We start from the raw sequence: 20,615 nt of genomic DNA, 5'->3' as shown, positions 1-20,615 counted from the left end.
ACATTATGTTAACTAAATAATTTATTAATAAATTTTTATATTTACTATTTATTGTATGTAAAGCTATAAGATAAGAATTCGTAGTTTAATTTAATATATAGAACAAAAAGCCGTTTATTGAGCTTCTTGTTCTAATCTTTGCATTATTTTATTCATTTTTCTGTAATTATATTCCATTTGTTTGAGTTGATTTTCCATAGTTACAACATCTAAATAAACTTTTTTATTTGTCTGTCTCATTTCTTGTTTCATTTCTCTTATTTGTTTTCTTAATTGAGTCATTGTTTTACTCATTGACTGCATATTTTGTTTCATTTCCCTAACTCTTGCTTGAATTCTTGCTTTGGTTTGTGTTTTTACTTGATTTCTTTTTTGTGATTTATGCATTGAACTTGAATCAGGCCCACCTGTTATCATTTCCGGTGTCATACCGCCATAACTTCCTGACCCTGAAGCTGATCCGCTAGCACCACCCATATTGGCTGATCCTTCGAATGATCCACCCATTCCACCAAATGCAAATAACATTGAACCACTTAATAAAGCTATACTTAAAACTTTTGCTACTTTTTTCATTTTGAACTCCTTAATTTTTGTTATATACAATTATAAATTTAAGGAGTTAATAAAGTGTTAATATTAAAATAATTTATTTAATAATTCTTTATTTTCTTCAAGATATTTGTCTATTAATTTTCTAAGTTCCTTGCTTGAATCAGAATGTTTCAGCTTTGCAATTTTTTTAAAAGCTTCCCATTTTGACTTTTCAACTTTAAAATTTGCGTTTTTCATTTCAATCATTATTATTCCTTTAATAAATCATTAGACTTTCATTATTATTTCATTAATATTTATAGTTATGTTATTTTATTTAATTTTTGGCTTTTTTGCTATACTTTCACCAAAAAAAGGTATTAAATGAACGAAAAAGAAATATTTGATAGAGCAAACAACAAATGTGAACTTTGTGAAAGTGAAGATAACCTTTCAATTTATGAGGTATATAAAAGTGATAATAACGATGGATATGCCCTACTTTGCGAAACATGCATAAGCCAGATAGAATCTCAAAATTATGATGAAAATCATTTTAATTGTTTAAATAGTTCAATGTGGAGCGAAGTTCCGGCTGTTAAGATTTTAAGTTATAAAATATGGCAGGCGCTTGGTAGAAGCGATATGACAGATATGATGTATCTTACTGATGAAGAAATGGCAATTGCAAACAAAAAAGAAGAAGTAATAAAAGATTCAAATGGGAATATTCTTAAAGCCGGCGATAGCGTTAGTGTGATAAAAGACCTTGAAGTAAAAGGTGCGGGTAAAACAATCAAAAGAGGAACGGTGGTTAAAAACATAAGAATGTGTGATGTTGATGGGCATGTATCATGTAAAGTCGATGGAATTGGTCAGGTTTATCTAAAAACAGAATTTCTTAAAAAAATTTAATAGGGCTTTTCCCTATTTCAGATATTTTTCAGCTATATTTTTAATTTCTTCATATATTTTGTCAAAATCTGCGCTGTAAACTCTTGTATCAAATATCGTAGTCATAAGATTGGTATCACGTTTGAATCTGGGAACCATTTGCAAATGAATATGATCGGGTATTCCCGCACCTGCGTCAAATCCTAAATTCCAGCCCATATTTATGCCGTCCGCTCCAAATTCTTTTAAGATTTTACAGCCTGTTTGAGCCATTTTTGCAATGTGGCATACTTCTTTTTCGTTTAATTCTTCGTAATTTGATACGTGTCTTATCGGAATAATCATAAAATGTCCAGGATTGTAAGGAAACCTGTTCATTACGAAAAAACATATCTCATCCCTGTAAAAAACCTGGTTTTCGGTGTCTTTTTCAGGTGTTTTGGCAATATCGCAAAAAACACAGCCTGTTTGTTTTTTTACATGATATTCCCTTCTCCATGGTGCATAAAGTCTTTCCATCAACAGCCTTTTTTATAATTTTATATTAAAAACAATTATAAATCCAATGGTTTTATATGTTTTTGCAGTTATTATGATTTTAAAGTTTATAATTAAAAATTTCCCAGAAGTTCGTTTATTATTTTTTCACCCTCTTCTTTTGATATTTCGTTGTTTTTTATTTTGTTTTTTATATATGTAATTTCGTCATCTCTCTCTTTTATTAACATAATAAGTTCACTTTGCAAATCGTGTATTCTTTTTTTTAATGTCGGATATGTAATACCTAACTTTTCAGCCAAATCTTTTAAATTTCCTCCGGCAAGTATCAGTTCAAGCGCGAGTTTTTGGGAGTTTAAGGATAATTTTGCTAAAAGAGGGAAAGAAAAATCACCTTCAAATATAGTGTTGCAATAGTTGCATTTCAATTTTTTAATTTGAAGGTTAGATTTGCATACAAAACATTTAGTCATTTTTAGCCTTTTAATTTTATTAAAAAATTATAGGCTAATTTTTAAAATAATTCAAATTTTTAACTAAAAATTTTAACTTTTTGAAACCTTGCCTATTTTCTTTTCAATGGATTTTATTTTTTGTTTCATTCTTTGAGATCTGTTTTTTCTTATATCCATTTTGATTGTAGTGTAAATCCTGTTGCAGTCTGGTTCAAGTTGTTTATAAGCGTTATTGATAACTTCCGTGGCTTTTTCCATACTTTCCACTTCAAATATTGTTCCCATAGGCGTTAGTTGATAATTAACATCACTTTCTTTAAACATTTTAATAATTCTGCTCACATATTCGCTTACACTCTCACCCTTATCAGTCGGAAACATAGCAAATTCAACCAAAACACTCATTTTTTCTCCTTTTTTTAAGTTTTAAGAGCTATAATTAAATAAAAAGGTTTTATTATGGTTATAACAGCAAATTACGTTGATATTTTCAACAGAAAAATATTTCCCGCTAAACTTACCATAAAAAACGGAAAAATTCAATCGGTTGAAGAGATTGATAAAGCTGAAAATTACATATTGCCGGGATTTATAGACGCCCATATACACGTCGAAAGCTCAATGCTTGCGCCCTCAACTTTTGGTGAAATAATGTTAATGCACGGACACACGGCGAGTGTAAGTGATCCTCACGAAATCGCAAATGTGTTGGGTCTTAAGGGCGTTTACTGGATGATGGAAAATGCCCAAAAAACGCCTTTTAAAATCTATTTTGGGGCAAGTCCCTGCGTTCCAGCCACACCTTTTGAAACAAGCGGCGCGAAACTCGGCGTTGAAGAGATTGAAGAGCTTTTAAAAAGGGATGATGTTTTATATCTCAGTGAAGTTATGAATTTTCCGGGTGTAATTAACGGGGATGAAGATATGTTGAATAAAATAAACCTTGCAAAAAAATATCACAAACATATAGACGGCCACTGCCCGGGTTTAAGGGGTGATGGTTTAAGCAGATACATAAGCGCCGGAATAGAAACCGACCATGAGGCTTTTTCTTATGATGAAGCGGAAGAAAAAATCAAAAAAGGTATGAAAATAATCATAAGGGAAGGAAGCGCGGCTAAAAATTATGAAGCTTTACATCCTTTAATTGCAAAATATCCGGATATGTTAATGTTCTGTTCGGATGACAGACATCCCGATGATTTGATAAAGGGAGATGTTAATCTTCTTGTAAAACGCTCCGTTAAGCTCGGATATGATCTGTTTGATGTTTTGAAAATAGCGTGTATAAATCCTGTGCTTCATTACGGACTTGATGTGGGAATGCTGAGAGCCGGAGATAACGCCGATTTTATAATTGTTGATGATTTAGAAAGTTTTAATGTATTAAAAACCTATATAAACGGCGAAAAAGTATATGAAAAAGGTGTTGAGTTAAAATTTGAAAAAATCAATACCATAAACAACTTTAACGCTGAAAAATTAGAAAATATAGAATTTCCGAAGTGCACGGAATATAACGTAATTGAAGCTATTGACGGGGAACTGATTACTAAAAAATCCACCTATAGCGGTGTCATTCCTGATATTGATGAAGATATACTTTTGATGTGTGTGGTAAACAGGTATAAACCGGCAAAACCTTCGGTGGCGCTTATAAAAGGTTTCGGGCTTAAAGACGGCGCCATAGCATCAAGCGTGGCGCATGATTCTCACAATATAGTAGCCGTAGGCACTAATAAAAAAGATTTGATCAAAGCAGTTAATATGATTATAGAAATGAAAGGCGGCATCTGTGCCGTAAAAGATGAAGAAGCCGTATCTTTAAAACTTGATATAGCGGGTCTTATGAGTTCTCAAAACGGATTTGAAGTAGCCGAGAAATATAAAAATGTTCAAAATTTTGCCAAAAAACTCGGAAGCCGCCTTCGTTCACCTTTTATGACGCTCTCTTTTATGGCTTTGCTTGTGATTCCGGAGCTTAAACTTTCAGATATGGGGCTTTTTGACGGCGTTAAATTTGAGTTTACGGATTTATGTATTTCTTAAGAAGATCAAAATCTTCTTTTTTATGTCCGTAAATAACTACTTCGCACTCAAAATCCACATTTCTTGAAAAAAATTCTTTATATATCCGAATAACCTTTTCTTTATCAAGACCCCCTACCCCGACGCCCATCAAAGGCAAGACAATTTTACAGGGTGTTTTTGTTTTTATTATTTTTTCAATGTTTTCAAGAGCTTTTTTTATCGTTTCATAAGAAGGTGAGGGATTTGGTTTTGAATAATCCATTACTGCTGCATGTAAAGCGTTTTTAAATGACGTATTTCTCGGACAGGATGTAACTATTACATCGCCCTGTTTTATAGGTGCGTGTTTTTTCATTTCGGTTTGAAGTTCGTTTCCGCAGTTTCTTCTAAACGCAGCACTTACACCGCTTCCCAAGAAAAGATCCGTATTTGAAGGATTAACTATAAAATCAGCCCCGTTTTCAGAAAAAATATCCCCCTGCTTTATTGAGATTTTATACATTCCATGCCTTTAAAATTTCGTTTTCTATAATTTTTCTGTTTTTTTCCGCTTCTTTAGAATTAAAGAAAAAGTAGTGATCACCATTTAACATAATATTTTTACTTTTTAAAAGATCGGCCTGTTTTTTTATTGCTTTTTCGGGCACCGCGGTATCTTCTTTTCCGCCGAATATCAGCACACTGCCGTTATATTCGGCAAAATATTTGCTGAAATCTTCATCAACCACGTTTTTAAAAGTTTCATACATATTTTCACTCATGCCCTTTGCATCGCCGCTTACAAAATACTTTCTTAGACCGGAAAGCCCGATAGTTTTTAATGTTTTGTATATTTTGATTTTAATTTTAACATTTAAAGGTTTTGGCATTATGATACCTGAGCTTGCAAGTAAAACTAGTAATTTAGGTTTTAAAAGAGTTGCAACTTTACCTCCAAAACTATGCCCTATTATTATATCTTTTGAAATATTTAACTCATTTAATAATTTTTCAATAATTTTTGCATAATCATTTGTTATTAAAACATACTCATTACTTGATTTTCCGAATCCCGGCATATCTATATAAATGTGCCTGAAATCTTTAAAATAATTTTTAAAACATTTCATTATTTCTTTATTACTGCCCCATCCATGCAGGAAAATAACGTTTTGTTTTTGTGAAGGGTTTATTATTTCGTATGAAATATCAAATACTCTGCCATCAATTTCAATTTTTCTAAGAGCCACTTTTTTCTCCATACTTCGGAATAAATTTCAAACTTGCAGAATTTATGCAGTATCTTATTCCAGTGGGTGCCGGTCCGTCGCCGAAAATATGTCCGAGGTGTCCCTTGCAGTTTCCGCACATTGCCTCTATTCTTGTCATTGAGCCTGTAAAGTCGGCCTGTTCAAGCACCGGGCCGATTGATATATAAAAACTCGGCCAGCCTGTGCCGCTGTCGAATTTATGCTCGCTGCTGAAAAGTTCTATCCCACAGCATCTGCATTTGTAGATTCCGGGAGTTTTATTATCCCAGTATTCGTTATTGAAGGGCGGTTCGGTTCCTTTGTCACAAATTACGTATTTTTGAAAATCGGTAAGAGTGTTTTTACATTCGCACATATGAAACCTTTGATATAATTTTGAAAATTTTATCCAAAATAGGAGTCAAATGAAAGACTTGCAATCAATTAACAGACTTATTGAAGCGTTTGAAGAACTGCCGAGTATTGGGAAAAAATCGGCAACAAGACTTGCCCTTTCCATTGCAAAAGACAAATTCAAAGCCTTAAAACTAATTAACGCCATAGAAGATGTGGTTGCAAATATTAAAGAATGTGAAATATGCGGTAATTTCAGTGAGCATGAGATATGCGATATATGTGCGGATGAAAACAGGGACAAAACACTTGCAATTGTTGAAAATTCAAAAGACATTATGATTATAGAAGAGAGTGGAAGTTATCACGGATATTATTTTGTTTTAACTCATATTGATGATGAGGTTATACAGAAATTAAGGGAAATTATTAAAGATAGAAAAATTCAAGAAGTTATATTTGCTTTTCCGCCTTCGGTGGAGTCGGAAGCAAGAAGCCTATATATTGAAGATAAACTAAAAGATTTGGATATAGAATTCACGCAAATAGCACAAGGGGTTCCTACAGGCGTGCATTTTGAAAATGTGGATGTAAACTCTCTTGCTAAAGCTATAAAGCTTAGATTCAAGCTTTAAAACATCTTTTACCCATATCTTTTGGATATCCTCTTTTTTGTGCGATTTCTTGAGATTTTTCAGTCACCAATTTATCACTGAGCTGTTTTATTTCGTCTATCTCGATCTGTTTTTTATATGGTATTCTGAATTTTTTACTTAAATCTTTTACAATTGAATCAGCCATTGACGTAACGGTTGACGCTTTTACAACTTCACACCTTGCGTAATTATCTTCAAAACTTATCTCAACTGCCCTTAATTCTGCATCGCAACCCGGAATCTGCTGCGCTCCGTATAAAGGCACGTAAGTAATCTCGCTTGAATTGAATTTAGGGATATACCGGCTCATATGTTCAACCGCTCTTTTAGCTCTTTTTGAGGCTTCTTCTTTTTTCCAGCCTTTTTCTATTTTTTCGATGAAATGCTCAGGCAGTTTTGGGAATGAACTTTTTTCATCCGAACTTACAAGCCCGTCTTCAAATAGTGTGATATTTTTTGTCATACCATGAAGTTGAAAATATCCGTTAGGATAAGGCGTAAACTGGGCCATTCCCTTTGGGGTTCCTCTTTTTCCGTGGAAAATTATCTCAGGCCACGTGAAATTAAAATTATCGTTTTTTACTACATATGCCGCTTTAAATTCGGTTAGTCTGTCTCGTTTGAAATTAAGTGCGTCGTCAATCTCACCGCTTCTGTAACCGGCTGCGTTTATTAAATAATCAAATTCTTCATCATTTACAATCCATTTGTCGCCTTTTTTTTCAACTTTTGCCTCTTCATATTTTACGATACCTTTTTTTTCAAGGATTAGTTTAGCAATAGCCGCAAGCCTGAAGACGTTTACTCCGTATTCCTGAACTAAAACAACAGGGTATTTAATACTCTCAAGATCAACGTATTTTGCAAATGGTATAAGCCATTTGTCTGGTGTTTTAGGGTTTTTGATTAGATCTTTACTTTTTAATTTCAATATATCTTCTTTATAATAAAGTCTGTAATATTCATCAGGATCACCCAAAACTTTGTTTTTTGGATCTTCGCTTATGAGTTTTTTGTATTCGTTTTTTAAAATTTCAAGCGTTTCTATCAAATCTTTAGGGTCACCTGCATCACTTTTGGGAACGACTATTATTGTAGGTCTGTAATCAATTGCATGAGGATAAAGTCTTATAAAATCGATAGATTCTTTTAAAAGAGCGATTTTTTCTTTTAGCGTTATTTCTCTATATAAATTCCCTCCTGCATGCAAGTGGCAAATCGGAGGTCCGCTTACAAGATCGTTTTTCTCAAAAAGTTTTACGTCAACATTTAAATTGTCAAGATACATAGCAATACTACTGCCCGTGATTCCTCCGCCTATAATTGCAACTTTCATAAAACCTCCAAAAGTTTAGTAAAATCATCAATTATTATATCAGGTTCAAAAATTCCGATATCTTCGCCATAATTGTATCCATAGTTTACGGCAATGGATTTGATTTTTGCCTTTTTTGCGGCAATAATATCGTTTTTGGAATCACCTATCATAATGCTGTTTTTCGGATTAAACCCCATTTTTTCGCATACATACAAAAGTGGAAGGGGTGAAGGTTTTTTTTCCGGAAGACTTTCCCCGCCTATATACATTTCAAAATGCTCATCAATTCCGAGAGTTTTTAATATCTCTCCTACAAATTCATAGGGTTTGTTTGTAACAATCGCTTTTTTATATGGCAGTTTCTCAAGAGTTTCTTTAACTCCGGGATAAAGGGATGTTTTTACGCAGACGTTATTTTTATAATGGTTTTTGAATGTTTTTAAGGCTTTTTGAAGCAAATCCCGGTCGTTTTTATTTTTTAAAGCCCTTTCAATCAGGGTTTTTGCTCCGTTACCGAGATAGTTTCTAACTTCATTTTCCGTTACTTTTTCAATACCAAGCTCATCAAATGTTTTGTTAATAGCATCAGTCAAATCAGGAACCGAATCAATTAGCGTTCCGTCCAAATCAAAAATTAAAAGTTTCAAATCAGACCTTTTTTGTCTGCAATAATATCAAATTATATTATACCTGTATAGTGAATTGTGCCCCTCCGTTTTTATTTTCAACAAAAATTTTTCCGTTACAATGGTCTTCAATAATAATTTTAGAAATATACAGCCCTATTCCCGTTCCTTTTTCACCTTTTGTGGAAAAATACTGATCAAAAATTTTATTTAAATTTTCTTCAGATATTCCTCCTGCAAAATCTTGTATTATTAATTTTTTACCTTCTATTATGATTTCAATAATTCTTTCTGTTTCGTTTTGATAAGCTTCAATAGCATTTTTTAATATATTTACTACAGCTTGGACAACTTCATTTTCAAAAGTTTCAAAATCTTCTAAGTTTTTAATGTTAATATTAATTTTAGTTTTGGTTTTATGAATATAACTTTCAAGTAAAGATAATGAATATTGAATTATTTTTTCAAAATTTGTTATATGTTTTTCTGTGTGTGGTTTAAAAAAATTTTTAAAATTGTTCATTATTTCGTTTAACGAATTTACATAACTTTTAATTTTTATAGCCATTTCTTCACAAAATTCATCATTGATACCTTTTTTAAAAATATTCAACTGAATCATTGCTGCAATTGAAGAAATTGCACTTATAGGTTGAATCCACTCATGCGAAATTATTGATAGAAGTTCTCCCATTTGAGCATGTCTAGACTGAAGCATTAATATTTTATCTTTCTGTCTATTTTTTTCAACTTCTTGTTGAACAATTTTTTGTAAGTTTTTATTTATATTTTTAAGTTCTTTTTTATTTTTATAATAATCAATCCATAAATCAACTCTCAATATAAATTCTTCAAATACAAATGGTTTTGATAAATAATCATTTGCACCTTTTTTTAAAACTTCTCTTATTAAATCGGGATTTGCTTCACCTGATAATACGATTACTGGTAAATCCACTGTGTTAATGTTTTCTCTTACTTTTTCTAAAATATCTACACCATATCCATCAGGAAGATTTAAATCAAGTATCAGCAAATCATATTTGTTTTTTTTTAAATAATTCATGCCATCTTTAAAATTATAAGCACTTTGAACATTATAATTCCTTGGTAATAAAATATTTTGTAATTGTTTGTTTAAAAATTTTGAATCATCTATTATTAATATGTTACCTTTATTTTCCTCGGAAGCGAATTTGATAATTTTAATTAGTTCAAGTAAAGAAAATTTAAGGTTTTTATCTTTAATAATATAATCAAGTATCCCATATCTAAAAAGTTCTTCTCTTAAATATTTATCATCAATCGAAGAAAGAACTACGACTTTTGCATTTGATATAGAGTGAATTTCATCTAAAAGTTCAATCCCTTCTCCGTCAGGTAAATGTAGATCTAATATGATTAGTTCAAAATTATCATTTTCTAAAAAATTTCTGCTTTCTTTTATAGAATAAGATTGTTTAATACTAAATCCTAAACTAACAAGTTCTTTTTTTAAAAGATTATTTAACATTTTGGAGTCTTCAATTATTAATATGTTCATTAACCCCCTTTCATCCTTATAATTATAGATTCTATCAAATTAGACGAGATTTCACAAATTCTTTTTAAATTCTTCTAAATTTTTATATATTTCAATATCGTTTAATCTTTCTTTGGGTATAAAAGCACATTTTTTAAATTCTTCGTATATGTTACCTATTAAGCAAATCCTGTAATCTAGCCCTAGTCCGTATTTTAAAGCCCAAACCATAAAAATTTCATTAAGTGTTCCAATGCTGCCTCTCTGAGCAATAAATATATCACTGCCATCAATCAATTTTTTTAATCTTTCAAAAAGATTTTTTGTAGGTATTCTATCTGTTAGGTAAGGATTTTTAGGTCTTATTTCATCAAAATATTCAAGAGTAATTCCGATAACTTCTCCACCGACTTGTTTTACACCTTTACTTACAGCTTCCATAAGTCCGCCGTATCCGCCGCATTTTACTTTGTAACCTTTTTCTGCCAGAAATCTGCCAAGCTCAATCCCTTCTTCATAAAGTTTCGGATCAGATACTTTGCTAGCACCAAAAGTAGCTGCTATTTTCATTTTACCTCCTGCAATTCATCACGATGAGGTTTCCAGCATTCGTTAAAAAACCTGTTTTCACTTTTTAAAGTTTTTTCATCGCAGTTATGTATTATATTTTTAGCCCATTCTTCTATTTGAGAGCCGATTTTTTCACCAAATCTTAAAAATAACGCTTTTTTATAGTCTTCAGTTGTATAAATTTTACCTCCCACGTAAGGCAGTCCGTCAAGTGCCTGAAGTTTAAATACGGCAAAAGTTTCTTCGTCTAATGTTTTTTTACCCATATATTGTTTTTTTATTTCTTCTTTTTCTTGCGCTATTCTTTTTTTATGAGATAAGTTTTTGAATATTGCGTATTTTGTAGCCTCGGCTATTCCTATAGCTTCTGCAGTCAAATTGTCAAACCCGAGTTTCAAAGCTCTGAATTTTTGCAGTGCGGCCATTTTAGGAAAACGATTTATTTTCATGGCATATCCTTTTTATATTATTATACATTTTTTTGTATGCCATCAATATAAAACCATTTTCCTTCTTTTACAAAACGACTTTTTTCATGCATTATATAATTTTCAATATAAGCCTTAAATTCAACGAATGCTTCTTTTTCACCATCAATAAATTCAATAATTTCCAGTTTTTTAAATTCGCTTTTAGAAAAATCTTTAATTGACTTTTTCCATTCATCAATATCTTTTTCAAAATGAGGTGAATCAGGATGCGTTGTTTTTACAATATAATCCGCATTTCCTATAGCATAAGCGGAGTATCTGCTCTTCATAAGCAGTAATGCGTTTGGTGCGCTTCCAATTTTATGCCATTTAAAACAACATTCTTTATATTTCTTACCGCTGCCGCATGAGCATGGTGAGTTTTTAGTGAATTTCATAATAAGCGTTTTCCCCTTTGCAGTTAATAAATTCGTTTATAATACTTCCTCCTTTGGCGTATATGATATTTTCCGGAATATTTTTTGTAAACACTACCCTTTTTTGGGCAATGTTTTTTGTTATCCAATTTAACATAATATTATTACTTTTCGGATTTATATATATTTTTTCATCTCTTTGAAACTGAGAATTTAGTGCTTTGTCATGTTTTGCAGTTACAATTTCAAAAGGTTTTTCTTTATATTCAAAATTTTCAGTTAAAAATTTAAAATTTCCGTTATCAGTAAAAAATCCTTCGCTGTATGGAGGCTTATCAAATACTCTTTTGCGGTATAAGTCATCCCCTGTTTTTTCTAAATCGGCATTTAAAATTTCATCAATATAATTATCTTCACTTTTCAATCCTTCATACCCGAATTTATCCATTAAATATTCAGTCAGTTCATATTCTGATATTTTCTCCCCTCTACTCAAAAATTGATTAGATTTTTGATCGATTACAAACTCGTGAAAATAACTTCCCCTCACATCCTTTTTCTCAAAAAAATCTTTCGTAGGAATAAAAAGCGTAGAAATTTGAGCAGTTTCATCCATATATTTTCCAAACACTATAGTTGTTTTATTTTTAAGTTTTTCCCATTCATTCCTGTTTGGAAAACTGACAAGCGGATTTGCCCCTTGAATAAACACAACATCATAATCATCAAGATTTACATCCCACAGCGGCACGCTGTTTTTGTGTGTGATACTGAAAGGGTTGTTTATTCCATATCCGCTGCTGCCAAGAAATGCCACGCCTCTATTGTCTTTTCCAAAATATTCGAGCATATAAAAAAGCGAATCAATTGCCCACGTTGTTTTCCAGCATTCTTTACATTTGGCAGTTCCCAGTCCGGTAAGGACTACGGCACCCTGCTTTATGATTTCGAAAAATTTCATTAATTTTTCATTATTATTTTCACATTTTTTCATTAGTTCTTTTTTGCTATATGAAAAGACTATTTGTTTATACTCATCAAAATTATCGCTTACTTTATATTCCCCACTCTCAATTACCATCTGAGCAAGTAAGATAGCAAGATAAAAATCGCTGTTTGGTTTTATCTGTATAAAAAGATCTGAATTTTTAGCAGTTTTCGTTTCAATAGCATCAATAGTAATGGTAAATTTGTCTTTTATCATAGGTATTAAATGAATGTTTGTAACATACGGGTTTCTACCCCAAACTATTATGTTTTTAGCGTTTTTAATTATCCATGTGGGAAGTATGAGGGATTTTCCTCTGCCTTTTATTATCCCCTCTTCCCCAAGGCCGTCACAAGTGGACCCCGTGGCAAATGTGGCCCCGTATCTTTCAAAAAATAACTTTGTCACATTTTGCATAATCCCCATATTACCGGAGCCTTTTACAAAAAGCACTCTTTTTGGATCAGTATTTTTCAATATTTCAGTTAACTTTTCCAAAGCCTCATTTAACATAATATTTTTACTATTGTATTTTGGGGTGGTTTCGGAAGGAAATTTGAAGTAATTGTTCAGCTTCCAGCAAAGATACGGAGTAATCCCTTCACCTACAATACGCCCCAAAAAATCTGACGATTTTTTAGGAGAACCTTTTTTAATTCTCCATTTTCCATTTTCCATTTTACATTGACATGCGTCCCAGCAGTCAAGCGGACAGAACATTTTGCAACTCTTTTAAAAAGCTTATTACTTTTTTATTATGTTTATTTTCTTCAATAGCTTTTTGTATGGCAAGATTTAAATCATTATTTTTTGATATATCCAATAATTCATTATAAAATTCAATATCTCTAAACATATATTAAATCTTTTTGGATTTTGTTTTTAATGTATGCTCTTACTTTATGAGACATTCCTAAATCAACTTTTTTTCCAAGATGTTCTTCTAAAAAATATTTAAGTTCAAAATACTTTTGAAAAGAACTCGGCATTTCAATAATTAAATCAATATCACTTTTTTCATTTGCTTCGTCTCTTGCATATGAGCCAAAAAGAGCTATTTTTTTAACACCGAAACGATTTTTTAAAAGATTTTTATTTTGTGTTAAAAAATTTAATATTTCTCTTTTTGTCATAAAATGCCTTTTTTATAAATTATAGCATATTTATTTTATTCTTATTTTACCATTTTCCTGAATAATTTTGTCTTCTTTAATTAATTCATTAACGGCCGATTTGAAGGCTTTTTTACTGACTTTGAAGTATTTTTTAATCTCTTCGGGGTCTGATTTGGTGGTTATTTTCATTTCACCCCACTCTTTTAGAGTTTTATAGACTTTATCTTTAACATCATCACGTGAACCGATTTTCTGAAGTGAAAGGTCAAGTTTTCCGTCCTCTCTTACGTTTTTGACAAATGCTTTTTTCTTCTGCCCTACTCTAACATCTTCGAATATTTCATTATCAAAAAGCATTCCCTCATACATATTATCCACTATACATTTGTATCCAAGAGGCGTTTTTGCTATTACTATTATTTTTACTTCGTCGTTAACATCATAGTTTTTTGCTTTTTTAATGTGGCGGGAAAGTTTGGAATCAAGAAGAAGTCTGTCAGTTTTTTCGTCATATACGATTTTGCCTATTACGCTGTCGTCTTTACGCAACTTTTTTTTCATATTTCCAAGCGGCATGAAAAGATCTTTTGGCATTCCCCACTCAACAAATACACCGAATTTTGTTACGTCCACGATCCTGAATACCCCGAATTCTCCGTATTCATATTTCGGTTTATCGGTGGTTGCTACATATCTGTCTTCCGAGTCGTTATAAATAAACACCTCTATTTCATCGCCTATATTCATATCATCACTTACATATCTGTTAGGAAGTAAAACGCTGTCGCCGTCAAGAACTGATAGGTATAGCCCCTGAGGCGTTTTTTTAGAAATTTTGAGTTTATTTAGTGAGCCGAGTTTAAGGTATTCTTCAATCATACGTTAAACCTGAAATGCATTACGTCGCCATCCTGAACCACGTAATCTTTACCTTCCAGTCTCATAGCACCCGCTTCTTTGGCACCTTGCTCACCTCCGTATTTGATAAAATCTTCATAACTTATAACTTCTGCTCTAATGAAACCTTTTTCAAAGTCAGTGTGAATTACGCCTGCAGCCTGGGGAGCTTTTGTTCCTCTTTTAATAGTCCAGCTTCTAACTTCGATTTTTCCTGCTGTAAAGTAGCTTATTAAATCAAGTTTTTCATACGCTTTTCTGATTATCTGATCAAGTCCGCTCTCTTTTGCTCCTAGACTTTCTAAAAATTCATGTCTTTCCTCATCACTCATATCTACCATCTCTTCTTCAAGTTTTGCGCAAAGTTTAATAACTTCTCTGTTATGTTTTGCTGCATATTCTTTTAATGCTTTTACGTATTCGTTATCTTCCGCTAAGCCCTCCTCATCAACGTTCGCTCCGTAAAAAATCTCTTTGTTTGTAAGGAAGTTAAGTTCTTTTTCTAGCACTTTAAACGCTTCTTCATCTTTTTTAGGGAATGTTTTTACAGGGTTGCCTTCACTGATCCATTCCATAAGTTCTTCTGCCAGTTCAAGCTGAGCTTTTGCGTCTTTACTTCCTTTTGCTTGTTTTTGAAGTTTTGCTATTCTTTTTTCAAGGGTTTGCATATCCGCATATAAAAGTTCCTGTTCAATAATTTCAACGTCTCTGATCGGATCTACGCTGTTTTCTACGTGAATTACGTTCGGATCTTCAAAACATCTAACCATATGTAAAATAATATCTGTTTCCCTGATATTGGCCAAAAACTGGTTTCCAAGCCCCTCACCTTTGCTCGCACCCTTTACAAGTCCCGCAATATCAACGAATTCTATAGTAGAATATTGAATCCTCTCAGGATTTACGATTTTTGCAAGCTCTTCAATTCTCTCATCCGGAACCGGAACAATCGCTTTATTTGGTTCGATTGTGCAAAACGGATAGTTTTGCGCTTCTGCGTTTTGTGTTTTTGTAAGTGCGTTAAAAGTAGTAGATTTTCCGACATTCGGAAGTCCGACAATACCAACTTTCATTAAAATCCTTTTTTGGTGAAATTATATCTAAATAAGGCAGTAATTATATGGAAATGTTAAAGGAAGTTATGTTTGCAGGGTTGTTAAGGTTATTAAGGTTTTATAGTATATTACTTAACCTTAATAACCTAAATAACTTTAAAAACTTAGAAATCAAAGAGATTTAAGAAGTGTTACAAACGTATCAACCCCAAAACCGCTTGCGCCGTGTGGATTAAACCCCCAAGGTTTTTCAACAAACGCAGGTCCTGCGATATCAAGGTGAGTCCATTTTTCTTTGTTTTCTTCTTCTATAAATTCGCTTAGGAAAAGTCCTGCAGTAAGCGCTCCTCCGTATCTGCTTGATGCTATGTTGCATATATCCGCGATTTCACTTTTTAGAAGTTTTGGGAGGTATTTGTTAAACGGCAGGTATGCGAAATGCTCCCCAGTTTTTTCCCCTGTATTTATTATTTTTTCGATTTTTTCTTTTTCAAAGCCCATAACACCGCACGTATATTCACCAACACCTACAACGCAAGCACCCGTAAGTGTTGCAAAGTCATAAATTTCATCAAAATCTTTAATGTTTTCCTGAGCGTAGCACAGACAATCAGCCAAAACAAGCCTTCCTTCGGCATCTGTGTTTCTGACTTCAATTGTTTTTCCGTTTTTGGCTTTAAGAACGTCGTCAGGTTTGTAAGCGTTTCCGCCGATCATATTCTCAGCCGCACCGAGTATTGCATGAACTTCCACGTTTAAGCCCAGCTCACTGATTGCTTTTATAATCCCTAATACCGTTACCGCACCTGATTTGTCGCTTTTCATTGTAACCATAAAGTCGCTTGGTTTAAGGCTAAGTCCACCGCTGTCGTAGCATAGACCTTTTCCGACTAAAACGATTTTTCTTTTGGCGTTTTTTGGTTTATATGCAAGGTGAATTAGTCTTGGAGGATTGTTGCTTGCTTTTGCAACGCTGTAGAATGCATGATATCCGTTTTCAAACAGATAGTTTTCATCGTAAATATTGCATTCGAGTTTGTTTGTTTTAGCTACATCTTCGGCAATGCTTGCAAGTTTTGCAGGTGTCAGCTCATCCGGGACTGAATTTATTATATCTCTGACGAAATTAACAGCCTCTGCTCTTACTTTTGCTTCTTTTATAATTTTGTCAAAATCCCTTTTTGAATTGATTGCTATTTTTTTAACAGGGTGTTTTGCTTTTTTGCTTTTGTATTTGTCAAACTCATAATCCCCAAGCATAAAGCCTTCAAAAAAAGCAATTAAAATATCTTCATTTTTTGTATTAGGCGGTGTAATTTCCACACTTTCAAATTTATATTTTTTAAGTGATTTGATTATTGTAGCGGTTGCGGTTTTGATGTTTTCCGGATTTAGTGATTCGATTCCTACGTAAATTCTTTTCTTTTCAGGAAGAATTAAAACTTCCCCGTCTTTTCCTTCAAATCCGTAATCTTCAAATTTTTTAGCCCCGTTTATTACAATCTCGGCTTTAACTTCGCCTTTTCCTTTTGTAAATTCCATATACGCTCCTTATATTATTATTTGCGTAATTATAGTAAAAATGGGATAAATTTGTATTAATTACCTCAAAACCCAGGCGGAATTATGTTTTTCAAATCCGATTTTCGGATAATATTCTGTGGCGGTGGGAGCTGAAAGCAGGATGATTTTGCAGTTTTTATGAAGAGAATTTTTCAGTTTGGAAATAAGAGTTTTTCCTATTCCCCTATGCTGATACTCTTTATCCACAGCCAAATCAGAGAGATAACAGCAATAATGGAAATCCGTAACGGCTCTTGCGATTCCTACTATTTTATCATTATCGTAAGCAGTAACTATAATAACTGCATTTTTAATCATACCCGTAATAACTTCAATATTGTCAACGGGTCTTCTTTCCCCTAAACCTGATCGGTTTAAAATATCGATAAAATTATGAACGGATATTTCAGGATTTATTTTGTATTCAATCATTTTGTGCTTTTTTAAGTTCTCTTTTTTGATCTTCCCTGTGGTTTATATACCAAAGCAGCGCAAGCATCATAACGGCAAACGCAATACCGAAATACCAGTGTTGTTTTACCCATTTTAGAAGATTTATAATATGTTCACCGAAAATATAACTTGGGATAATCGTAACGCTTGCCCAAACAAATGCACTGATAAAATTTATAATTGCGTATTTTCTCGGGTCATAACCGCTGATACCTATAGCCATAGGAATAATCGTTCTCATTCCGTATATAAATCTTTGGATAAATATAACCCATCCGCCGTATTTTCTTAAAAGAAGTCTGGCCCTTGCGAATTTGGTCCTGTGAGCGTTAAGTTCTTCCAAAACCCATTTTTTATTCCATTTGCCGAGATAAAAATAAATTTGATCCCCTACAAATCCGCCAAGTGCGGCAACTATAATGGATTTTACTACGTTCATATCCCCTGTATGCGATAAAACCCCGGCCATTACAAGCCCTGTTTCACCTTCGGCAATAGACCAGAAGAAAAGAATAATATATCCGTATTCTTTCAATAAATTTATAAGATTTTCTTCGCTGAAAAATTCTTTAATTGACTGAAAATCAAATCCGTAAAGAAAAGTAACAAAAATGAGGATTAAAATCAGGTATTTTTTCATAATTAATCCTCAAAATGTAAAATGTTTTTAGCTTGAATCATATCTTTGTCGCCTCTTCCGGAAAGGTTAACAATTACAAGTTTGTTTTCAATGTCTTTTATTTTTTTAAGGTAGGCTATTGCGTGAGAACTTTCAAAAGCTGGAATTATCCCTTCTTTTTGAGAAAGCCAAACAAACGCATCAAGCGCTTCTTTATCTGTGATATAGTCGTATTTTACCCTGCCGCTTTCAAAATGAAAGGCGTGTTCCGGACCTATTCCCGGATAATCAAGTCCTGCAGAAATTGAATAAGCTTCTTTTATCTGCCCGTCTTCATTTTGGAGCAGATAGCTCATCTGCCCATGAAGCACCCCAGGTGCACCTTTTAAAAGGCTTGCGCCGTGCTTATCGGTTTCAACTCCCATACCACCGGCTTCAATACCTATACACTGAACATCCTCTTCTTCAAGAAAATGAGAAAATATACCCATAGCGTTGCTTCCGCCACCGATACATGCTATTACATAATCGGGAAGGCGGTTTTCTTTTTTGAGTATCTGTGCTTTAGCTTCATATCCGATAATAGCCTGAAAATCCCTAACCATCATAGGATACGGATGGGGACCGGCCACGGTTCCGATTACATAAAAAGTATCTCTTGCATTCGTAACCCAGTATCTTATAGCCTCATTCATAGCGTCTTTAAGTGTTCTGCTTCCACTCTTTACGGCATGCACTTTAGCACCTAAAAGTTTCATTCTAAAAACGTTAAGTTCCTGTCTTTTTACGTCTTTTTCACCCATAAAAACTTCACATTCAAGTCCGAAAAGTGCTGCGGCCGTTGCAGTGGCAACTCCGTGTTGGCCCGCACCGGTTTCTGCGATTACCCTTTTTTTACCCATTTTTTTTGCAAGCAGCACCTGGGCAATTGTATTGTTTACCTTGTGTGCTCCCGTATGATTTAAGTCTTCTCTTTTCAGATAAATTTTTGCATTTAATTCCTTGCTTAAATTTTCCGCATAATAAAGAGGTGATGGGCGGCCTATATACTCTTTAAAATAATAATCCATCTCTTTCCAGAAATTTTCATCAAAACGAACACTATTATAGAATTCTTCCAGTTCAAGTAATACGGGCATCAGTGTTTCAGGCACATAACGTCCGCCGAATTTATCAAAATGCCCTCTTTCATCAGGGTCGAATATAGGTTTTGGTATATACATCATAATCCTTTAATATTTAACTAAACTATCCACTTCTACGCCAAGGTTTTTTATCTTTTTGGCACCATCAAGAAAAGTAAGTTCTATCAAAAACGCCGCCGCTTCAATTTTACCGCCTACTTTTTCGATAAGTTTTACAGCGGCTTCGGCTGTTCCGCCAGTAGCGATTAAATCATCGATTAATAAAATTTTAGGATTTTGAACACCTTTAAAAGCGTCTATGTGAATTTCAATTTCGTCAAATCCGTATTCAAGAGCATATTTTTCAGCAACAGTTGTATATGGAAGTTTGCCTTTTTTTCTAAGGGGAACGAAACCTTTTTTTATTTTAGCAGCTATAGCCGCACCGAAAATAAACCCTCTGCTCTCAATACCGCAGACAAAGTCTACGTTTTTATACTTTTCACTAAAGTAATCAATTACTTCACTAAAAAGCTCTCCGTTGTTTAACAGAGTTGTTATATCTTTAAAAATAATACCTTTTTGAGGATAGTCAGGAATATCTCTGATAGCTTGTTTAACTTTTTCGGCAAGTGTCATTGTTTCTCCTTGGGTTTACGTTAAAAAATCCGAAGATTTTTTAACTTATTACTTAACTTTTTCCAGATAATCCCCGGTTCTCGTATCTACTTTAATTTTATCACCTTCAACTATGTGACAAGGAACTGTTACAACCGCACCGGTTTCAACAGTTGCAGGTTTTCTGCATGCCCCACTTCTGTCTCTGTTGCTGACAGGCTGTGTTTCAACAACTTCAAGTTCAACTGTTATAGGAAGTTCTACACCGATTACTTTTCCGTTGTGGAATAATACATCCACGTTCATACCTTCTAGTAAAAAGCCTTTGCTCTCTTCAAATACTTTTACATCAATAGGAATCATTTCAAACGTTTCGTTATCCATAAAGTAATATAAATCACCTTCATTGTAAGAATATTGATATTTTCTTCTTTCAAGATTAGGTTCATCCGCTTTATCACCCGCGTGGAAAGTTTTTTCAATTACCCTTCCGTCAATCAGGTTTTTAAGTTTTGTTCTAACAAAAGCAGCACCTTTTCCAGGTTTTACGTGATGATATTCAACAATTTTATATGGAATTCCGTCAAGTTCAATATTAAGATATTTTTTTAAATCACTCATACTATATGCCATTTTATCTCCTTTTATA

Annotated in this window: 28 protein-coding genes; 3 read left to right on the top strand and 25 right to left on the bottom strand. The window is 33.1% G+C overall.

All coding sequences use genetic code 11. The features are described 5' to 3' along the window. Nucleotides 1-114: 114 nt before the first annotated feature. Both ACYQ19_RS01085 and ACYQ19_RS01080 read right to left on the bottom strand, forming a co-directional pair. Complete coding sequence (locus ACYQ19_RS01085) at nucleotides 115-576, bottom strand: hypothetical protein (RefSeq protein WP_459977502.1); 462 nt, start codon at nucleotides 574-576, stop codon at nucleotides 115-117. A 63-nt stretch (nucleotides 577-639) separates the two neighbouring features. Next, nucleotides 640-801, bottom strand: a complete 162-nt coding sequence (locus ACYQ19_RS01080) for a hypothetical protein (protein ID WP_459977500.1) — start codon at nucleotides 799-801, stop codon at nucleotides 640-642. A gap of 117 nt (nucleotides 802-918) precedes the next feature. On the opposite strand from ACYQ19_RS01080, the gene ACYQ19_RS01075 reads away from it, so the two are divergent. Then, on the top strand, nucleotides 919-1,449 hold the full coding sequence (locus ACYQ19_RS01075) for a PhnA domain-containing protein (protein WP_459977498.1): 531 nt from the start codon (nucleotides 919-921) through the stop codon (nucleotides 1,447-1,449). A 12-nt stretch (nucleotides 1,450-1,461) separates the two neighbouring features. Here ACYQ19_RS01075 and ACYQ19_RS01070 read toward each other — a convergent pair whose 3' ends face one another. From ACYQ19_RS01070 to ACYQ19_RS01060, 3 genes are all read right to left on the bottom strand, one after another. Then, nucleotides 1,462-1,947 carry an HIT family protein gene (locus ACYQ19_RS01070; RefSeq protein ID WP_459977496.1) on the bottom strand — a complete coding sequence of 162 codons (486 nt, stop codon included), beginning with the start codon at nucleotides 1,945-1,947 and terminating at the stop codon, nucleotides 1,462-1,464. 92 nt (nucleotides 1,948-2,039) lie between these two features. Then, the gene (locus ACYQ19_RS01065) at nucleotides 2,040-2,399 is read right to left on the bottom strand and encodes a DUF2089 family protein (RefSeq protein WP_459977494.1); all 360 of its coding nucleotides are present in this window, start codon (nucleotides 2,397-2,399) and stop codon (nucleotides 2,040-2,042) included. A gap of 72 nt (nucleotides 2,400-2,471) precedes the next feature. Then, a complete protein-coding gene (locus ACYQ19_RS01060) occupies nucleotides 2,472-2,786 on the bottom strand; it encodes an MTH1187 family thiamine-binding protein (protein ID WP_459977492.1) in 315 nt (104 codons plus the stop codon). Nucleotides 2,787-2,840: 54 nt separating this feature from the next. On the opposite strand from ACYQ19_RS01060, the gene ade reads away from it, so the two are divergent. Continuing rightward, nucleotides 2,841-4,430 (top strand): adenine deaminase, encoded by a 1,590-nt coding sequence (gene ade / locus ACYQ19_RS01055; protein ID WP_459977490.1) that lies wholly within the window; start codon nucleotides 2,841-2,843, stop codon nucleotides 4,428-4,430. Here ade and ACYQ19_RS01050 read toward each other — a convergent pair. From ACYQ19_RS01050 to msrB, 3 genes are read right to left on the bottom strand one after another with little or no spacing between them, the layout of a single operon-like run. Further along, nucleotides 4,408-4,914 (bottom strand): macro domain-containing protein, encoded by a 507-nt coding sequence (locus tag ACYQ19_RS01050; protein ID WP_459977488.1) that lies wholly within the window; start codon nucleotides 4,912-4,914, stop codon nucleotides 4,408-4,410. The genes ade and ACYQ19_RS01050 overlap by 23 nt on opposite strands. Further along, entirely contained in the window at nucleotides 4,907-5,641 is a 735-nt protein-coding gene (locus ACYQ19_RS01045) for an EstV family lipase (protein ID WP_459977486.1), read from the bottom strand. The genes ACYQ19_RS01050 and ACYQ19_RS01045 overlap by 8 nt, the downstream gene beginning before the upstream one ends. After that, complete coding sequence (gene msrB, locus ACYQ19_RS01040) at nucleotides 5,631-6,017, bottom strand: peptide-methionine (R)-S-oxide reductase MsrB (RefSeq protein WP_459977484.1); 387 nt, start codon at nucleotides 6,015-6,017, stop codon at nucleotides 5,631-5,633. Before msrB ends, ACYQ19_RS01045 begins: the two co-directional genes overlap by 11 nt. Nucleotides 6,018-6,066: 49 nt before the next feature. Here msrB and recR point away from each other — a divergent pair, with 49 nt between their 5' ends. Next, on the top strand, nucleotides 6,067-6,630 hold the full coding sequence (gene recR, locus ACYQ19_RS01035; RefSeq protein ID WP_459977482.1) for a recombination mediator RecR: 564 nt from the start codon (nucleotides 6,067-6,069) through the stop codon (nucleotides 6,628-6,630). Here recR and ACYQ19_RS01030 read toward each other — a convergent pair. From ACYQ19_RS01030 to efp, 17 genes are all read right to left on the bottom strand, one after another. Beyond that, nucleotides 6,620-7,987: an FAD-dependent oxidoreductase gene (locus ACYQ19_RS01030; RefSeq protein ID WP_459977480.1), complete on the bottom strand. Its 1,368-nt coding sequence runs from the start codon at nucleotides 7,985-7,987 to the stop codon at nucleotides 6,620-6,622. The two genes, recR and ACYQ19_RS01030, sit on opposite strands and share 11 nt — an antisense overlap. Next, entirely contained in the window at nucleotides 7,984-8,616 is a 633-nt protein-coding gene (locus ACYQ19_RS01025; protein ID WP_459977478.1) for a phosphoglycolate phosphatase, read from the bottom strand. The genes ACYQ19_RS01030 and ACYQ19_RS01025 overlap by 4 nt, the downstream gene beginning before the upstream one ends. A 37-nt stretch (nucleotides 8,617-8,653) precedes the next feature. Further along, a complete protein-coding gene (locus tag ACYQ19_RS01020; RefSeq protein ID WP_459977476.1) occupies nucleotides 8,654-10,138 on the bottom strand; it encodes a response regulator in 1,485 nt (494 codons plus the stop codon). Nucleotides 10,139-10,189: 51 nt separating this feature from the next. Then, nucleotides 10,190-10,687 (bottom strand): LOG family protein, encoded by a 498-nt coding sequence (locus ACYQ19_RS01015; protein ID WP_459977474.1) that lies wholly within the window; start codon nucleotides 10,685-10,687, stop codon nucleotides 10,190-10,192. Next, on the bottom strand, nucleotides 10,684-11,136 hold the full coding sequence (locus tag ACYQ19_RS01010) for a hypothetical protein (RefSeq protein WP_459977472.1): 453 nt from the start codon (nucleotides 11,134-11,136) through the stop codon (nucleotides 10,684-10,686). The genes ACYQ19_RS01015 and ACYQ19_RS01010 overlap by 4 nt, the downstream gene beginning before the upstream one ends. Before the next feature lie 20 nt (nucleotides 11,137-11,156). Next, complete coding sequence (locus ACYQ19_RS01005; protein WP_459977470.1) at nucleotides 11,157-11,555, bottom strand: YchJ family protein; 399 nt, start codon at nucleotides 11,553-11,555, stop codon at nucleotides 11,157-11,159. Continuing rightward, on the bottom strand, nucleotides 11,542-13,242 hold the full coding sequence (locus ACYQ19_RS01000; RefSeq protein ID WP_459977468.1) for a molybdopterin-dependent oxidoreductase: 1,701 nt from the start codon (nucleotides 13,240-13,242) through the stop codon (nucleotides 11,542-11,544). Before ACYQ19_RS01000 ends, ACYQ19_RS01005 begins: the two co-directional genes overlap by 14 nt. Continuing rightward, nucleotides 13,226-13,378, bottom strand: a complete 153-nt coding sequence (locus tag ACYQ19_RS00995; protein ID WP_459977466.1) for a hypothetical protein — start codon at nucleotides 13,376-13,378, stop codon at nucleotides 13,226-13,228. The genes ACYQ19_RS01000 and ACYQ19_RS00995 overlap by 17 nt, the downstream gene beginning before the upstream one ends. After that, nucleotides 13,371-13,655, bottom strand: coding sequence for a nucleotidyltransferase family protein (locus tag ACYQ19_RS00990; protein WP_459977464.1), 285 nt, complete (start codon nucleotides 13,653-13,655; stop codon nucleotides 13,371-13,373). The genes ACYQ19_RS00995 and ACYQ19_RS00990 overlap by 8 nt, the downstream gene beginning before the upstream one ends. 30 nt (nucleotides 13,656-13,685) lie before the next feature. Then, nucleotides 13,686-14,516, bottom strand: a complete 831-nt coding sequence (locus ACYQ19_RS00985; protein WP_459977462.1) for a CvfB family protein — start codon at nucleotides 14,514-14,516, stop codon at nucleotides 13,686-13,688. Continuing rightward, nucleotides 14,513-15,607, bottom strand: a complete 1,095-nt coding sequence (gene ychF, locus ACYQ19_RS00980; protein WP_459977460.1) for a redox-regulated ATPase YchF — start codon at nucleotides 15,605-15,607, stop codon at nucleotides 14,513-14,515. The genes ACYQ19_RS00985 and ychF overlap by 4 nt, the downstream gene beginning before the upstream one ends. A 153-nt stretch (nucleotides 15,608-15,760) precedes the next feature. After that, nucleotides 15,761-17,131 (bottom strand): leucyl aminopeptidase, encoded by a 1,371-nt coding sequence (locus ACYQ19_RS00975; RefSeq protein ID WP_459977458.1) that lies wholly within the window; start codon nucleotides 17,129-17,131, stop codon nucleotides 15,761-15,763. A 60-nt stretch (nucleotides 17,132-17,191) separates the two neighbouring features. Continuing rightward, nucleotides 17,192-17,584, bottom strand: coding sequence for a GNAT family N-acetyltransferase (locus ACYQ19_RS00970; protein WP_459977456.1), 393 nt, complete (start codon nucleotides 17,582-17,584; stop codon nucleotides 17,192-17,194). Further along, the gene (locus tag ACYQ19_RS00965; protein WP_459977454.1) at nucleotides 17,577-18,245 is read right to left on the bottom strand and encodes a DedA family protein; all 669 of its coding nucleotides are present in this window, start codon (nucleotides 18,243-18,245) and stop codon (nucleotides 17,577-17,579) included. The genes ACYQ19_RS00970 and ACYQ19_RS00965 overlap by 8 nt, the downstream gene beginning before the upstream one ends. A 2-nt stretch (nucleotides 18,246-18,247) precedes the next feature. Next, nucleotides 18,248-19,447, bottom strand: a complete 1,200-nt coding sequence (gene trpB / locus ACYQ19_RS00960; RefSeq protein WP_459977452.1) for a tryptophan synthase subunit beta — start codon at nucleotides 19,445-19,447, stop codon at nucleotides 18,248-18,250. A 9-nt stretch (nucleotides 19,448-19,456) separates the two neighbouring features. Beyond that, complete coding sequence (locus ACYQ19_RS00955) at nucleotides 19,457-19,987, bottom strand: adenine phosphoribosyltransferase (protein ID WP_459977450.1); 531 nt, start codon at nucleotides 19,985-19,987, stop codon at nucleotides 19,457-19,459. A 48-nt stretch (nucleotides 19,988-20,035) separates the two neighbouring features. Further along, nucleotides 20,036-20,599 (bottom strand): elongation factor P, encoded by a 564-nt coding sequence (gene efp / locus ACYQ19_RS00950; protein WP_459977448.1) that lies wholly within the window; start codon nucleotides 20,597-20,599, stop codon nucleotides 20,036-20,038. Nucleotides 20,600-20,615: the final 16 nt, after the last annotated feature.

This window comes from Nautilia lithotrophica (assembly GCF_054656815.1).
The sequence above is the reverse complement of the archived record's forward strand: the minus strand, read 5'-3'. Positions and strand labels throughout refer to the sequence as shown.

Coding starts and splice junctions, on each gene's coding strand:
- ACYQ19_RS01085 (WP_459977502.1), bottom strand. CDS start 576: ATGAAAAAAGTAGCAAAAGTTTTAAGTATAGCTTTATTAAGTGGTTCA.
- ACYQ19_RS01080 (WP_459977500.1), bottom strand. CDS start 801: ATGATTGAAATGAAAAACGCAAATTTTAAAGTTGAAAAGTCAAAATGG.
- ACYQ19_RS01075 (WP_459977498.1), top strand. CDS start 919: ATGAACGAAAAAGAAATATTTGATAGAGCAAACAACAAATGTGAACTT.
- ACYQ19_RS01070 (WP_459977496.1), bottom strand. CDS start 1,947: ATGGAAAGACTTTATGCACCATGGAGAAGGGAATATCATGTAAAAAAA.
- ACYQ19_RS01065 (WP_459977494.1), bottom strand. CDS start 2,399: ATGACTAAATGTTTTGTATGCAAATCTAACCTTCAAATTAAAAAATTG.
- ACYQ19_RS01060 (WP_459977492.1), bottom strand. CDS start 2,786: ATGAGTGTTTTGGTTGAATTTGCTATGTTTCCGACTGATAAGGGTGAG.
- ade (WP_459977490.1), top strand. CDS start 2,841: ATGGTTATAACAGCAAATTACGTTGATATTTTCAACAGAAAAATATTT.
- ACYQ19_RS01050 (WP_459977488.1), bottom strand. CDS start 4,914: ATGTATAAAATCTCAATAAAGCAGGGGGATATTTTTTCTGAAAACGGG.
- msrB (WP_459977484.1), bottom strand. CDS start 6,017: ATGTGCGAATGTAAAAACACTCTTACCGATTTTCAAAAATACGTAATT.
- recR (WP_459977482.1), top strand. CDS start 6,067: ATGAAAGACTTGCAATCAATTAACAGACTTATTGAAGCGTTTGAAGAA.
- ACYQ19_RS01030 (WP_459977480.1), bottom strand. CDS start 7,987: ATGAAAGTTGCAATTATAGGCGGAGGAATCACGGGCAGTAGTATTGCT.
- ACYQ19_RS01020 (WP_459977476.1), bottom strand. CDS start 10,138: ATGAACATATTAATAATTGAAGACTCCAAAATGTTAAATAATCTTTTA.
- ACYQ19_RS01015 (WP_459977474.1), bottom strand. CDS start 10,687: ATGAAAATAGCAGCTACTTTTGGTGCTAGCAAAGTATCTGATCCGAAA.
- ACYQ19_RS01010 (WP_459977472.1), bottom strand. CDS start 11,136: ATGAAAATAAATCGTTTTCCTAAAATGGCCGCACTGCAAAAATTCAGA.
- ACYQ19_RS01005 (WP_459977470.1), bottom strand. CDS start 11,555: ATGAAATTCACTAAAAACTCACCATGCTCATGCGGCAGCGGTAAGAAA.
- ACYQ19_RS01000 (WP_459977468.1), bottom strand. CDS start 13,242: ATGTTCTGTCCGCTTGACTGCTGGGACGCATGTCAATGTAAAATGGAA.
- ACYQ19_RS00995 (WP_459977466.1), bottom strand. CDS start 13,378: ATGTTTAGAGATATTGAATTTTATAATGAATTATTGGATATATCAAAA.
- ACYQ19_RS00990 (WP_459977464.1), bottom strand. CDS start 13,655: ATGACAAAAAGAGAAATATTAAATTTTTTAACACAAAATAAAAATCTT.
- ACYQ19_RS00985 (WP_459977462.1), bottom strand. CDS start 14,516: ATGATTGAAGAATACCTTAAACTCGGCTCACTAAATAAACTCAAAATT.
- ychF (WP_459977460.1), bottom strand. CDS start 15,607: ATGAAAGTTGGTATTGTCGGACTTCCGAATGTCGGAAAATCTACTACT.
- ACYQ19_RS00975 (WP_459977458.1), bottom strand. CDS start 17,131: ATGGAATTTACAAAAGGAAAAGGCGAAGTTAAAGCCGAGATTGTAATA.
- ACYQ19_RS00970 (WP_459977456.1), bottom strand. CDS start 17,584: ATGATTGAATACAAAATAAATCCTGAAATATCCGTTCATAATTTTATC.
- ACYQ19_RS00965 (WP_459977454.1), bottom strand. CDS start 18,245: ATGAAAAAATACCTGATTTTAATCCTCATTTTTGTTACTTTTCTTTAC.
- trpB (WP_459977452.1), bottom strand. CDS start 19,447: ATGTATATACCAAAACCTATATTCGACCCTGATGAAAGAGGGCATTTT.
- ACYQ19_RS00955 (WP_459977450.1), bottom strand. CDS start 19,987: ATGACACTTGCCGAAAAAGTTAAACAAGCTATCAGAGATATTCCTGAC.
- efp (WP_459977448.1), bottom strand. CDS start 20,599: ATGGCATATAGTATGAGTGATTTAAAAAAATATCTTAATATTGAACTT.